11 protein-coding genes are annotated in these 13,175 nt (G+C 68.0%); 6 read left to right on the top strand and 5 right to left on the bottom strand.

Annotated elements, in window-relative coordinates:
• Positions 1 to 61 precede the first annotated feature (61 nt).
• Both J2X34_RS17065 and J2X34_RS17060 read left to right on the top strand, forming a co-directional pair.
• Complete coding sequence (locus J2X34_RS17065; protein ID WP_429518554.1) at positions 62 to 2,617, top strand: LuxR C-terminal-related transcriptional regulator; 2,556 nt, start codon at positions 62 to 64, stop codon at positions 2,615 to 2,617.
• Between the two features lie 113 nt (positions 2,618 to 2,730).
• The gene (locus J2X34_RS17060) at positions 2,731 to 2,964 is read left to right on the top strand and encodes a hypothetical protein (protein ID WP_114721198.1); all 234 of its coding nucleotides are present in this window, start codon (positions 2,731 to 2,733) and stop codon (positions 2,962 to 2,964) included.
• A gap of 11 nt (positions 2,965 to 2,975) precedes the next feature.
• Here J2X34_RS17060 and J2X34_RS17055 read toward each other — a convergent pair whose 3' ends face one another.
• Together J2X34_RS17055 and J2X34_RS17050 are read right to left on the bottom strand one after the other, a co-directional pair.
• A complete protein-coding gene (locus J2X34_RS17055) occupies positions 2,976 to 4,643 on the bottom strand; it encodes a SulP family inorganic anion transporter (RefSeq protein ID WP_429518552.1) in 1,668 nt (555 codons plus the stop codon).
• Positions 4,644 to 4,744: 101 nt separating this feature from the next.
• The gene (locus tag J2X34_RS17050) at positions 4,745 to 5,101 is read right to left on the bottom strand and encodes a hypothetical protein (protein WP_114721200.1); all 357 of its coding nucleotides are present in this window, start codon (positions 5,099 to 5,101) and stop codon (positions 4,745 to 4,747) included.
• A gap of 228 nt (positions 5,102 to 5,329) precedes the next feature.
• Between J2X34_RS17050 and leuA the strand changes: the two genes are divergently transcribed.
• From leuA to J2X34_RS17030, 4 genes are all read left to right on the top strand, one after another.
• Positions 5,330 to 7,138, top strand: coding sequence for a 2-isopropylmalate synthase (gene leuA / locus J2X34_RS17045; RefSeq protein WP_114721203.1), 1,809 nt, complete (start codon positions 5,330 to 5,332; stop codon positions 7,136 to 7,138).
• A 352-nt stretch (positions 7,139 to 7,490) separates the two neighbouring features.
• Positions 7,491 to 7,871 carry an SHOCT domain-containing protein gene (locus tag J2X34_RS17040; RefSeq protein WP_114721205.1) on the top strand — a complete coding sequence of 127 codons (381 nt, stop codon included), beginning with the start codon at positions 7,491 to 7,493 and terminating at the stop codon, positions 7,869 to 7,871.
• A 145-nt stretch (positions 7,872 to 8,016) separates the two neighbouring features.
• Positions 8,017 to 9,273, top strand: coding sequence for a Mur ligase family protein (locus J2X34_RS17035; RefSeq protein ID WP_114721207.1), 1,257 nt, complete (start codon positions 8,017 to 8,019; stop codon positions 9,271 to 9,273).
• Positions 9,266 to 9,979 (top strand): type 1 glutamine amidotransferase, encoded by a 714-nt coding sequence (locus J2X34_RS17030; protein ID WP_114721209.1) that lies wholly within the window; start codon positions 9,266 to 9,268, stop codon positions 9,977 to 9,979. Before J2X34_RS17035 ends, J2X34_RS17030 begins: the two co-directional genes overlap by 8 nt.
• Positions 9,980 to 10,274: 295 nt before the next feature.
• On the opposite strand, the gene J2X34_RS17025 is transcribed toward J2X34_RS17030, so the two are convergent.
• The 3 genes from J2X34_RS17025 to J2X34_RS17015 form a co-directional block, all read right to left on the bottom strand.
• Positions 10,275 to 11,465, bottom strand: coding sequence for a PrsW family intramembrane metalloprotease (locus J2X34_RS17025; RefSeq protein WP_429518548.1), 1,191 nt, complete (start codon positions 11,463 to 11,465; stop codon positions 10,275 to 10,277).
• Positions 11,462 to 12,136 (bottom strand): hypothetical protein, encoded by a 675-nt coding sequence (locus tag J2X34_RS17020; RefSeq protein ID WP_429518546.1) that lies wholly within the window; start codon positions 12,134 to 12,136, stop codon positions 11,462 to 11,464. The genes J2X34_RS17025 and J2X34_RS17020 overlap by 4 nt, the downstream gene beginning before the upstream one ends.
• 119 nt (positions 12,137 to 12,255) lie before the next feature.
• The gene (locus tag J2X34_RS17015) at positions 12,256 to 13,158 is read right to left on the bottom strand and encodes an oxygenase MpaB family protein (RefSeq protein ID WP_429518544.1); all 903 of its coding nucleotides are present in this window, start codon (positions 13,156 to 13,158) and stop codon (positions 12,256 to 12,258) included.
• Positions 13,159 to 13,175: the final 17 nt, after the last annotated feature.

The raw sequence follows: 13,175 nt of genomic DNA, 5'->3' as shown, positions 1-13,175 counted from the left end.
CGCGCAGGACAGGAGTTGCGCTGCGGGCGCTGATATTCCAGCGTTCCGGAGCGATCGGATCGTGTTTCGGGAACGGCTCGCGGATGCGCTCGACGCCGCCTTCGAGGGTCCGACCGCCGTGCACGTCGCTTTGGCCTGCGCCCCTGCAGGTTCAGGGAAAACCACCCTACTGTCCGGCTGGGCTCGTCGAGCGCGCAGCGACGGTGGACAACCGATCACCGCCTGGGCCACGGTCGACGACCACGACAACGACTCGCACGTACTACACGACACGCTCGTCGCAGCGCTCGTCAACGCGGGCGATCCCCAGTTGCGCCGCATCTGCCGGGGATTGCCGCCGCCGTCTCCCGCGCAACGGTTTCCGATCGGTGAGGCGCTGAGACAGTTCGCCGATCCGATCCGCCTCGTCATCGACGACGCACACCTGCTGCACGACCCCGATGCGCTCGCGGATCTCGAGTCGTTCCTGCGCGCTCCCCCTGCCCGCCTCCGAATCGTCATCGCCGGCAGATTCGAACCACCCCTTGCCGTTCAGCGCCTGCGACTCGACGGCAAGGTGTTCGACCTCGACTTCCGGGATCTCGCCTTCACCGCCGACGAAGCTGCCGAACTGCTGACCGAACACGATGTGCACCTTCCTGATACTGATCTCGCCGCCCTGATGAAACGCACCGAGGGGTGGGCGGCAGGATTGAGACTGGCGGGAATGTCGCTCGCAGGCCACCCCGATCCCGCCGGACTGATCGCCAACTTCACCGGCGATCGACGCGCGGTGGCGGACTACCTCTTCGAACAGGTCCTCGAAGGGCTCGAACCCCGAGAACGCGAGTTCCTGCTCTACACATCGGTACCCGCCACCTTCACTGTCGCACTGGCCGAACAGCTCACCGGCTACACCGATGCACACGACATCACTGATCGACTCGAGCATCAGAACTGCCTCCTCAGCCGGATCGAGGAGTCCCCCACAGTCTTTCGATACCACCCGCTCCTCCGAAGCTACCTGCGCGCGGAAACGACGCGTCTCGGCGCGAAGGCTGTGGCACAACTGGAGCAGGCAACCGCCCAGTGGTACACCGAGTTCGGCGATGCTCTGCTCTCACTCGAACACGGCATCAACGCCGGCGATCACGACCACGTAGTCGGGGTCCTGTCCGAATCCGGCCTCACCCTGGTGCAGAACGGCCATGGTGAGGCCGTCCAACGGCTCCTCGCGCGAGCGTCGAGGTCGGTGCGGGATCATCCCGCGGCCCGGCTGGCGGACGCCGCGGCCGCCCTTGCCATCGGCAACACACCTGCCGCCGAGTCCACACTTGCAGCGCTGGAACCGAGTTGGCCGCCGCTCGATGGAACCGCGGATCGTCAGCGTCTGCTCCACGAATCCCTGCGCGTGCAGGCGGCGATCCGGACCGGCGACCTCACTCCCGCACTCGCGCGCCTGTCCCTCGTCGATGCCGGGACCACCGGCGATCCCGAACTGGACGCGTTCGTCCTGCTCCAACTGGGGCGTGGGCGGCTCTACCAGGGAGACGCCGCTGGGGCCGAAGGCCCGCTGCGCCGAGCGCTCGCGCACGCGCGGGCCGGCCGAAGCCCGCGCACGGTACTGCATGCTCTCGCCGCCCTCGCGGCGGCATCCGTCTGTCGCGGCAGGGTTTCCGAGGCAGCAGAATTCGCTGACGAGGCAGTCGAACTGGGCCGCGACGCGGAGCTGACGCACGATGTCGAGACCCACCTGGCAGCCCTGCTCGGCGCGTGGTGCCGATGGATCCGGCTCGAGGACGCGACCGAGTCCGCCGGCACTGCCACGGTGGCGCTGGTGGACCTCGACACCGACCTGGCCCGGGCCGCATCGTCCCTCGCCGCCCTGTTCGGACTCGCCACGTCGCAGGATCGACACGGGTCGGTGTCCGCGATCCATGCGGGTGGCGGATCGAGTCGACACCGGCCGCCGCCGGGCATCGCGGCCGCTGTATTGCCCTCGATCCATTCGGCCTATCTGCTTGGGGGCGAATCACAGTGGGCCAACGAATGCGTCGCCCGTTCCGCGGTCGCACTCCCCGGGACCGGGGACGCGGTGGTGCTCGATGCGCTCGCGCACCTGCACGACCAGCACCTCGAGCGGGCCCGGAAGCTGCTCGTCCCGGTGCTCGACGGCAACCTGATGTGCACTGCAGCAACGAACCTGATCACTGCGTGGCTCGCCGAGGCCGTGGCGGCGCACCGGCGCGGACACCGCGCTCGTACCCACTCCTCCTTGGCGGAGGCGCTGCGACTCGCCGAAACCGAGTCGGTGCTGCGCCCGTTCCATGACGTCGACCCGTCGATTCGAGACCTGCTGCTGGACAGCCACGGCAGATTCGGACACCTCGGAGGTTTCGCGGATCTCGTCGTCGCGTCGCTCCCGGCCCGCGAGTCGGGGCCCACCGAGGCGCTGACTCCCCGGGAACTCGAACTGCTCGGCGAACTTCCGTCGTGGCGAACTGCCGAGCAGATTGCGAACGACCTCTGCGTATCGGTGAACACCGTCAAGACCCACCTGCGCGGGATCTACCGCAAACTCGGCGTCACCACCCGGCGCGACGCGGTCGCCGCCGCGCACACGCGCGGACTGCTCTGATCGGGATTCACCATCGATGGGTGAGGTGACCCGGACCTCACGACGGCATCCTCGGAAGACCGGGTTCCGCGACCCGGTCGGGGCAGTTCACCTGACATGCCGAGGGAGGCGTCATGGCGCAATCCGATCCGGGCTGGCCGGCCACCGTGCGTTACGCGTTCCTCGTCGGTGGTGAACTGTCCGAACGGGTTCTCGCGGCTTTTCCGGAACTGCAGGTGTCCGAGACGGCTCGCGCCCACACCACCCTCTACGGCCCCGTCCGCAGCCCCACCGAACTGCGTGGCATGCTCGCGCGATTCGACTCGTTGGGACTCACCATCATCGAGATGCGGCGCCTGCCGGACTGAGTCGTTTCAGCTCAACCGTCGTGGCGTTCGGTCACCCGCACCAGGCGATTCTCCGCCGCGGCGAATGCGTGACGCGTCGACTCCCCGATGGTGTCGGTCGACGGGTAGATCTCCAACGCGATTCCCTGACCGGCCAACCGCTCGTCGTCCCAGTACCGCGAGGCGCCCTCGCCGACGCCGCTCAGATACAACCGCCCACCGGCTGCGTCGAGGCGCTTCGCGTAGTCACGGACGGCGGAGAAGAACGTCGCACCCAGCGTGGTACGACCCCGAAGTCGCAGGATCACTTCCGGATTCACCGCTCCACCCGGATCGGGCAGCCGAGCCTGCAGTGTCCGGGCGCCGGCATAGAAGAGGCTGCCGTAGACGTCGAGGACGACGATCTGCCCGTCGGCCAGGGCGCGCGGGGCGGGCTGCTCGCGCAGAGCGCCGTCCGAACCGGGCACCAGTTCCACCACCGACAGGTCGATGGCCTCCTGGTTGAGCTGTAACAGCAACGACAGCGCTACGCCGATTCCGGCCGCGGCGGTCACCGGAAGAAACAGTGTCGCAACGAAGGTGGTCGCAAGCGCGATCTGCGAGCTCGGGCCGGACTGCAGGATCGTCCGGATCCGGCTCGGCCGGATGGAGCCGACCGCGGCGAACACCAGCACCGCGGCGAGCGTCGGCATCGGCACCTTCCCGACCAGCCCCGAGAACAACACCAGGATGATGAGCATCCAGATGCCCGACCAGACGGCGCCCCAGCGGCTGCGCGCGCCCGCGGTCTCGTTGAGCGCCGTCTGCCCGACCGAGCCGCCGACCGGCATGCCCCCGAAGAAGGCCGAGCCGATGTTGCCGATGCCCTGCGCCGAGAAGTCCACGTCAGCCTGCGACCGGCTGCCGTCCAGGTTCGGTGCCGCCTCGGCCACCCTGGCGCCCTGCACGAGCACGATCACCGCGACCGCGAGTGCCCCACTGACCAGCGAGGGTGACAAGAGCCCCAGATCGGGCAGGCCGGGTAGCGGCAGGCCGGTGGGGATGGTGCCGACGTCGGACACACGGTCCACGGTGCCCCAGCCGAACCCGATCACGATCGCACTCGGCACGACCAGCGCGATCAGCGAGCCGAACAGCGCCAGCCGCGTGCGGGCGAGGACCACGGACAGCAGCAGCGCCGTCACGCCCGTCACCAGGGAACGCCAGTCGATGCTCGACGGGTTGGACACCACGTCGAAGAACTTGGCGACCGCGACGGACCCGCTCGCATCGGCGCCCGCGAGATCGGGGACCTGCCCGAGCACGATGTTCACCGCGATGCCGGTGAGGAAACCGGTCATCACCGAGTGCGAGACGAATCGCGTGTAGCGGCCGAGGCGCAGCAGCGCTGCCGCGACCATCACGACACCGGCCATCAGCGTGAGCAGGATCAACGCCCCGGACCGATCCTCTTCGGGGATGTCGGCCACCGCCGATCCCGCGGCCAGGGCGGCGGCGCTGGTGGTGGTGATCACCATCAGCTTGGTGCTGGTCTGCATACCACCGAAGAGGGGACCCGCGAAGCTCGCGTAGAGCCCGTGGACCGGGCTCACGCCGGCGAGCACACCGGACGCCATGCCGTCAGGCACGCTGCTGATCGCACCGGGCATTCCCGCGACGAAGTCGGCCTTGAAGGACTTCCGCTCCGGCGAGACGCGCACGAATCCATCCCCGCACCGCCCCGCGCACATCGGACATGTCGGCCAGTCTGCGCAGCGGAGCGGTCCGCGTCCCCACTCGCCGCGGATGATGTCCAGCGCGTCTACCGGCCGACCAGTCGAATCTTCGCCTCGATCCGGTGGATGCGCGGGTCGTCGGCGGGAATGACGAACGTCTCGTGAACGTGCGCGGTGGCGAGTGTGCGACCGAACATGCCGGCGTCGATCAGGTAGTCGGCCACTACCTCGTCGCCCTCCACTCGATACTGCTCGTCACGGATTGCGCGGATCACCCGGAACTGTGGGCCACGCGAAAGGCTGCGGCGCAGGTGGTTTCCCGAAAGGCCCGTCTTGAGGCCCATCTCGTAACGCACCGCGTTCGGCGCGTACGGCACCGAATCTCCGTCGTGGCTGAGCAGGGCGGCCACATACGAGCGGGCCGCGTCGAGCTGTGCTGTCATGCGCACAGTCGACCACGTCGACCCCGCCCTCGGTGTGAATTTGCTCCCCACTCCGCGCGTGCTGGAGAGACGCAGGAGTACAGTGCCAGCTATGCAGCGCGCACTCCTCCTTGGGTGCCGCGGCGGGGTCTGATCCAGACTGGCTTCCCGTCGCGGGGTTCTCTCGTGCGCCGGTCGACTCAGCTGTCGGACTCATAAAGTCCACATTCGAACTTGGAGATCAATCCCATGTCCCCCGCTGACGCCTTTACTTCCGGATCGCGCACCATCACTCCGCCGTCCAAGCCGGCGCCTGCTGACCAGCCGATCTGGAACACCCAGAAGAACTCGTCGATGCCGACTTTCCGCTACCGCTCGTTCGGTGAAGAGGTCGAGACCGTCTCGCTGCCGGATCGCAGCTGGCCCGACAAGGTCATCGACCGCGCCCCGCAGTGGTGCGCCGTGGACCTGCGCGACGGCAACCAGGCCCTGATCGACCCGATGAGCCCCGCCCGCAAGCGCCGCATGTTCGAGCTGCTGGTCCGGATGGGCTACAAGGAGATCGAGGTCGGCTTCCCGTCCGCGAGCCAGACGGACTTCGACTTCGTCCGCGAGATCATCGAGGACAACGCGATCCCGGACGACGTCACCATCCAGGTGCTGACGCAGTCCCGTCCCGAGCTGATCAAGCGCACCTTCGAGGCCTGCGACGGCGCGAAGAACGTGATCGTGCACTTCTACAACTCGACGTCGATCCTGCAGCGTCGCGTCGTGTTCCGCGCCGACAAGGACGCGATCAAGAAGATCGCCACCGACGCCGCCGCGCTGGTGCTCGAGGAGGCGAAGAACCACCCCGACACCAACTGGCGCTGGGAGTACTCGCCCGAGTCGTACACCGGCACCGAGCTGTCGTACGCCAAGGAGGTGTGCGACGCGGTCGTCGAGACCCTGGGCGCCACCCCCGACAACCGGGTGATCATCAACCTGCCGGCCACCGTCGAGATGGCCACGCCCAACGTGTACGCCGACTCGATCGAGTGGATGCACCGCAACCTGACCAAGCGCGACAGCATCATCCTGTCCCTGCACCCGCACAACGACCGCGGCACCGGTGTCGCGGCCGCCGAGCTGGGCTACCAGGCCGGCGCCGACCGCATCGAGGGCTGCCTGTTCGGCAACGGCGAGCGCACCGGCAACGTGTGCCTGGTGACGCTGGGTCTGAACATGTTCACGCGCGGCGTCGACCCGCAGATCGACTTCTCGAACATCGACGAGATCCGTCGCACGGTCGAGTACTGCAACCAGCTGCCCGTCCACGAGCGGCACCCGTACGGCGGCGACCTGGTCTACACCGCGTTCTCGGGCAGCCACCAGGACGCGATCAACAAGGGCCTGGACGCGATGAAGGCCGCGGCCGACGACCAGAACGCCGATGTCGACGACATCGTGTGGGAGGTCCCCTACCTGCCGATCGACCCCAAGGACGTGGGCCGCACCTACGAGGCCGTGATCCGCGTGAACTCGCAGTCCGGCAAGGGCGGCGTCGCCTACATCATGAAGGCCGACCACGGCCTGCAGCTGCCGCGTCGTCTGCAGATCGAGTTCTCGCAGGCCGTCCAGAAGATCACCGACGGAGAGGGCGGCGAGGTCTCCCCGAAGGAGATCTGGGACGTGTTCTCCGAGGAGTACCTGGCCCCGGTCAACCCGCTCGAGCGCATGCGCCAGAAGGTGACGGCGTCCGAGGAGGACGGCGGCACCGACGCGATCACCGCGGTGGTCAAGGTCAACGGGGCCGAGCAGGAGATCTCCGGTTCCGGCAACGGTCCGCTGGCCGCGTTCGTCGACGCACTGGGCACCATCGGCTTCGACGTCCGCGTCCTGGACTACTCCGAGCACGCGATGTCCGCCGGTGACGACGCCCAGGCCGCGGCCTACATCGAGTGCGCGGTGACCCTGCCCGATGGCACCAGCAAGGTCGTCTGGGGCGTCGGCATCGCCACCTCCATCACCACTGCGTCGCTGCGGGCCGTCGTCTCGGCGGTCAACCGGGCGCACTGAGTTTTCCGAACTCCTCGAGAGGGGCCGCATCCGTGAGGGTGCGGCCCCTTCTTCGGCATGGGACTCCGATTCGTAGCGGGTATCGCGGCGGCGCTCCTGGGCCGTGGGGCGCAACCGCACCGGAATTGAGCTGAGCGCCCATTCCTCGACGCGAGCCGCGGGTTTCCGCGGAAGCCGACGAGGAGTGGGCGCTCAGGCCGATGCGGGAGGCCGACGAACGAGGAATCCGACGGTAATCGCGGCCGTCGAGATCGTGACGCGGATTTCACCTACAACGAATGACCCAATTGCGGCGGCCGTTGTGTCACAGTCAGTTGCACTCTCGACCGAACACGTGAATGGAGCCGTCCGCATGGACTCTTTCTGGGATTTTCTCTGGGTGATTCTCGTCAGCTTCGCGTTCGTCGCCTACCTGATGCTGTTGTTCTCGATCATCACGGACCTGTTCCGGGATCACAAGAGCTCCGGCTGGGTCAAGGCAATCTGGGTGGTCTTCCTGATCATCCTCCCGTTCATCACCGCGCTCGTGTACCTGATCGTCAAGGGCGACGACATGACAAAGCGGTCCATCGCTTCCGCACAGCACATGAAGGACGCGCAGGACTCCTACATCCGCCAGGTGGCCGGTAAGTCCGGCGCGGAGCAGATCGCCGACGCCAAGTCGCTGCTCGACTCCGGCACCATCACGCAGGAGGAGTTCCAGGCGCTCAAGGCCAAGGCCCTGGCCAGCTGACCTGGGCACTCGTGGGTCCACGCGGCACTCGTCGCTCGGCTTTTCGTGATGCCGCGCTCCCGATCGGGAGCGCGGCATCGCCGTTTCCGGAGCGGCAGCCCGGCGCCGGGCGACGTCCCCGATCGGCCTGTGGAAAACTCGGCACGTGGGAACTAGCACTCGGATCAGTCTGCGCGGACGCCTCGCCCTGCGTGCCGCGGCCGCTGCGGCGTGGGCATCGCAGAAGGCCGGACGCGGCAAGGGCTCGATGATCGGCGGCCTGATCGCGCTAAAGATCGACCCGACCCTGATGGAGCAACTGGGTCGCGGACGCCGCAGCGTGGTGATCACCGGCACCAACGGCAAGTCGACCACCACCCGCATGACCGCGGCGGCGCTGGCGACGCTCGACGAGGTCGCGACGCAGGCCGACGGCGCCAACATGGACGCCGGTATCGTCGCCGCGCTCACCGCGCGCGTGAACGCCCCGCTCGCGGCCCTCGAGGTGGACGAGCTGCACGTCCCGCACGTGTCCGACGCCGTGAACCCCGAAGTCGTGGTGCTGCTCAACCTCAGCCGCGACCAGCTGGACCGGGTCGGCGAGATCAACATGATCGAGCGCAAGCTGCGCGCCGGCCTCGAACGGCACCCCGACACGATCGTGGTCGCGAACTGCGACGACGTGCTGGTCACCTCCGTCGCCTACGACTGCAAGAACGTGATCTGGGTGGCCGCGGGCAGCGGTTGGGCCAGCGATTCGGTGAGCTGCCCGCGCACCGGCGAGCCGATAGTGTGGGACGGCCCGAACTGGCGCAGCACCGGCTCCGACTTCGCGCGTCCGACGCCGGACTGGTGGCTCGACGACGACAACCTGTACGGCCCCGACGGGCTGGTGCTCCCGATGAAGCTGACGCTGCCGGGCAGGGCGAACCGCGGCAACGCGGCCCAGGCTGTCGCCGCCGCCGTCGCGATGGGGGCGAAGGCGGAGGACGCCGTGGCCGCCGCATCGATCGTCGAGGAGGTCGCCGGCCGCTACAGCACCGTGCAGGTGGGCGCGCACTCCGTGCACATGCTGCTGGCGAAGAACCCGGCCGGCTGGCAGGAGGCGCTGTCGATGATCGACCACAGCGTCGACGGCCTCGTCATCGCCGTCAACGGCCAGGTCCCCGACGGCGAGGATTTGTCGTGGTTGTGGGACGTGCGCTTCGAGCACTTCGAGGGAGTCAAGGTCGTCGCCGCCGGTGAGCGCGGCACCGACCTCGCGGTCCGCCTGACGTACGCCGGCGTCGAGCACACGCTCGAGCCGGACCCGTTGAAGGCGATCGCGTCGTGCCCGCCCGGACGGGTCGAGGTACTCGCCAACTACACGGCGTTCCGTGACCTCAACACCGCGATCGCGAAGGAGAACAGCCGCGATGTCTGAGTCGACGGTCCGCATCGGCCTGGTCCTGCCCGACGTCATGGGCACCTACGGCGACGGCGGCAACGCCCTGATCCTGCGGCAGCGCCTGCGCATGCGCGGATACGACGCCGAGATCGTCGACATCACGCTCAGCGATCCCGTCCCCGACTCCCTCGACGTCTACACCCTCGGTGGCGCCGAGGACTCGGCGCAGCGCCTCGCGACCCGCCACCTCAACACCTATCCGGGCCTGCAGCGCGCCGCCGAGCGTGGCGCACCCGTGCTCGCGATCTGCGCGGCGATCCAGGTGCTCGGGCACTGGTACGAGACGTCGGCCGGCGAGCGCGTCGAGGGCGTCTCGATGCTCGACGCCACCACCACCCCGCAGGCCACGCGCTCGATCGGCGAGGTCATCACCACGCCGCTGATCGACGGCCTGACCGCTCCCCTGTCGGGTTTCGAGAACCACCGCGGTGGAACGACTCTCGGCGCCGACGCCGAGCCCGTGGGCCGGGTGACCCACGGCGTGGGCAACGGCGTCGGCGACGGACTCGAAGGCGTCACGCAGGGCTCGGTGATCGGCACCTACATGCACGGACCGGTACTCGCACGGAATCCGGAGCTGGCGGACCTGCTGCTGAAGCGCGCCCTCGGGGTGGACGAGTTGGCGCCGCTGGACCTGCCCGAGGTGGAGCAGCTGCGCCGCGAACGGTTGCGGGTGCGCTGAGTCGGATCGACGCCGACGAGGGAAAGGTCCCCAGACAGGGGTTCGGCCGGGAATGCTTTCACACCCTCGGCCGGATCTCTGTTTCACGAGCCTTTCACCGTTACCGATTACTCACTCGATCCGCACTACTAATACTACGCGCGGACCGGCGCGCCGCAATGCCTCGAACGGGCCGATCCAATTTGTGACTGTTGCCCGAACAATGTGACCTGAGTGTTATCGGAGTTCCCGTGTGCTCCTGGCGTCGCCGGCAGGAGCACTCGGGGCAACACGACCGTTCGTTTCGGGGTGGAACCTACGGATTCGCCGAGGGGACGCCGGCACGGATCCGCCGAACCTCGGATCGCGCGAATTCGACGCGGCCGGTGTCGGTTCCGCGAGACCCCGCCAACTCGTCGGCCAGGTCCCCGGCCGCCTCGAGGACGAAACCGGCGCGCTTGCGTTCGTGGTGGGTGGCCGGGGCCTTCCGAAACGCCCTGCGCGCCTTGCGGTCGCCACACATCGCCTCGAGTTCGGCATCGGTGATCACACCGTTCGCCACCTCGGGCGCCATGACGTGCCGCAGGTACTCGCGTTCGCGCGGAACCGTCATCTTGAAGACGCGAACCACGACGTACAGCCCGACCAGGATCATCGCGACGATCATCAGCAGCATCAGCGCACCGTTGCCGCGGGTGATCGCCCCGGCGGAATCCCAGACGCCGTGCAGCAGCATCGCGCACGCCATCAGCGCCAGTCCTCTTCCCGCCCGGCGCGGCTCGCCCGGACGCCCCATCAGGTAGACCAGGCCGGCGCAGAAGATCGCGCTGTAGAGGACGTGGGCGGTGACTCCGGTGGCCATGCGCAGCCAGACGGTCGACATGGCGGCCTCCACCTGGTTGGCCCCGAACTGCGACCCGGCGGAGTTCAACGCGTAGACGATGTCCTCGATGATCTGGAATCCGAGGCCCAGGAATGCGCCGAGGATGAAGCCGTCGAAGGCGGTTCGCACCAGTCGCGGCGCCAACGAGACGAGGAGCAGCAGGCCGATCCCCTTGGCGACCTCCTCGGTGGAGGGGGCAGCGAGACCGGCTCCCCAGTCGAGCGACCACGCCTGCCCGAACACCTTCGCGTACAGGGCCAGCAGGGCATCGTTGGCGGTAGCCGCCATCACCCATGTAGCGGCGAATCCACCCCACAGGAACGCGACGACGATCAGCTTCACCGGCTGGCGGGCGTACCGGTCGATGTGCCGGGTGAACCACCAGAACACCGCCCCGTACACGGTGAAGGAGACGGCTGCGACGGCAATCGCCCGACCGTACGCGCCCGACGAAGTGGCGAGCATCGCGAAGAAGGTCAGGATTCCGCTGGCGACCAACAGCAGGTACACCCAGAAGGCGGCGTTGCGCGGCTGATAGAACGCGAACGAGCGACCCCAACCGGAATTGTCGATCGCCGCGACGCGGGACTGCTGCAGCTCGTCGATCGTCTCGGTGGTGGTCATGCGCCCCCTCCCGTTCGGTGGCTGATGCTCGAGATCATGCGTCCGATATCCGAGGACTGATCGCGGTCGATCTCTGTGGGGCCGACGGCCACGACCTCGACACCGATCCCGTCGAACACGAACGCCGCGATGACGCCGTCGGACGTCGTGCCCGAGTACCTCGCCAGCACACCGCAGCCGCCGTCCGCGGTCGTGATGTCGGCCGGGTCGCCGGCGACCTGGAATCCGTTGGCACCATTGAGCGCCTCGGTCGTCTGCCTGATCTGGTCGAGGAGTCCGGCCGCATCCCCGGTGAACGGAGCGCTGCGAACCGCGAAGGAGACGTCGCCGTCCACAACCTTTGCCGAGGGCGGGTACGACCCGGAAGTCGGCTTGTCGCCGACCCGCACGCCCGAGGTGATTCCCCAGTCCGCGGCCGGAACGAACGTCACGCCGCCCTCGACCTCCATGACGTCGCCCGCGGCCACCCGGTCGTCGTACGGGGTCGCGTCGTCGATCGCGGGCAGGATCGTGGCCATGATGAGGACGAACGCCAGGACGACCAGCGTCGGAGCGATGGTCCTGCGGTCGAGGCCCAACCATCGTCGATCGACGGGAACCCATCGATCGTCGGGCTCGAAGTAGTCGATGGCGGCACCATCGGTCTTTACCGGTTGCTGCGACTCGGTCAAACCTTCGTCCTCTGTTCCGGCATGGGGCGCTGGGCACCCTGTGCCCTCCATCAAACCGGACGAATGCCCCGCGCACAGCGCGCAACACCGGAACGTGCCGACGTCGGCACGGCCTGCACCTACACGAGTCGCCTGCCGCGCCGGATCCGGCGTTGCAGGTCACGCATCAGCACCCGACTCGGCAGATGCCGCACGAATCGGGGAACGAAGCGGTTGACGAACGCGACGAAGATGAACAGGTGCTCGAACCGGCGGCGATCGTCCTCGCTCCACTCCAGCCCGAGCTGTTCCCGGAACAGCGGCGCCAGGAATCCGGCGGTGAGGAACTTCAAGAGGGCACCGAACACCAGCCGCAGCGGCCACGACACCATCCGCAGTCCGATCAGATCGGTGAGGTATCCGCGGACGGTGTCGTCGATCGCGACCCGCTCGCAGGCGATGTTCCAGTACCGGTCGAAGTCGGCGCGCGTGGCCGGCCACATGTCCTCGGTGACCTGCAGCGTGGTGCCGAGGGTCGACGACGAGCGGTAGAACTCCTCGGCCTGCGCGGGCGTCATCTTCCCGTGCAGCAGCTGGTGAGTGTCCTCGAACCCGATGAAAAGGCATGCCGCAACCCACAACTGCAGTTCCCGGTGGAAGGCGTTGTAGGTCACCGGACTGTTCTCGTCCGACCGCACGTGCCGGTGGGCGCCGTTCACCGCCTCCCGGTAGGCACGGCGCTCGTCGTCGGTGCCGAGGATCGCCACCGACAGGTACGTGAACGTGGTGCGGGCACGCTTCCACGGATGCTTGACGAGACTGCCGGACTCGACCTTGCTCTCCGCCACCCCGTGTCCCACCTCCGGCCACGACAGTTGCATCACGACGTTCGCCGCGCCGCCGGCGAACGACCAGAAGTCGAGGGCATCGGAGATCCGGGCAGGGCCGCGTCCCCGGCGCCGCGCGGTCGCGATGCGAATCCGGGTGCGCTCGTTGGTCAGTCGCGGTTCGGCGCCCGCGAGGTCGAGATAGTTGGTCGGCATGAGACCCCTCCGCTGCC

Source organism: Rhodococcus sp. BE178 (assembly GCF_050433545.1).
GTDB lineage: Bacteria > Actinomycetota > Actinomycetes > Mycobacteriales > Mycobacteriaceae > Prescottella.
Note: the sequence above shows the minus strand (reverse complement) of the source record. Positions and strands in the feature narration are given on the sequence as shown.

What these genes read in the sequence shown, in the direction of transcription:
- leuA (WP_114721203.1), top strand. Translation starts at nt 5,330, where the DNA reads ATGTCCCCCGCTGACGCCTTTACTTCCGGATCGCGCACCATCACTCCG.
- J2X34_RS17015 (WP_429518544.1), bottom strand. Translation starts at nt 13,158, where the DNA reads ATGCCGACCAACTATCTCGACCTCGCGGGCGCCGAACCGCGACTGACC.
- J2X34_RS17060 (WP_114721198.1), top strand. Translation starts at nt 2,731, where the DNA reads ATGGCGCAATCCGATCCGGGCTGGCCGGCCACCGTGCGTTACGCGTTC.
- J2X34_RS17040 (WP_114721205.1), top strand. Translation starts at nt 7,491, where the DNA reads ATGGACTCTTTCTGGGATTTTCTCTGGGTGATTCTCGTCAGCTTCGCG.
- J2X34_RS17025 (WP_429518548.1), bottom strand. Translation starts at nt 11,465, where the DNA reads ATGACCACCACCGAGACGATCGACGAGCTGCAGCAGTCCCGCGTCGCG.
- J2X34_RS17050 (WP_114721200.1), bottom strand. Translation starts at nt 5,101, where the DNA reads ATGACAGCACAGCTCGACGCGGCCCGCTCGTATGTGGCCGCCCTGCTC.
- J2X34_RS17030 (WP_114721209.1), top strand. Translation starts at nt 9,266, where the DNA reads ATGTCTGAGTCGACGGTCCGCATCGGCCTGGTCCTGCCCGACGTCATG.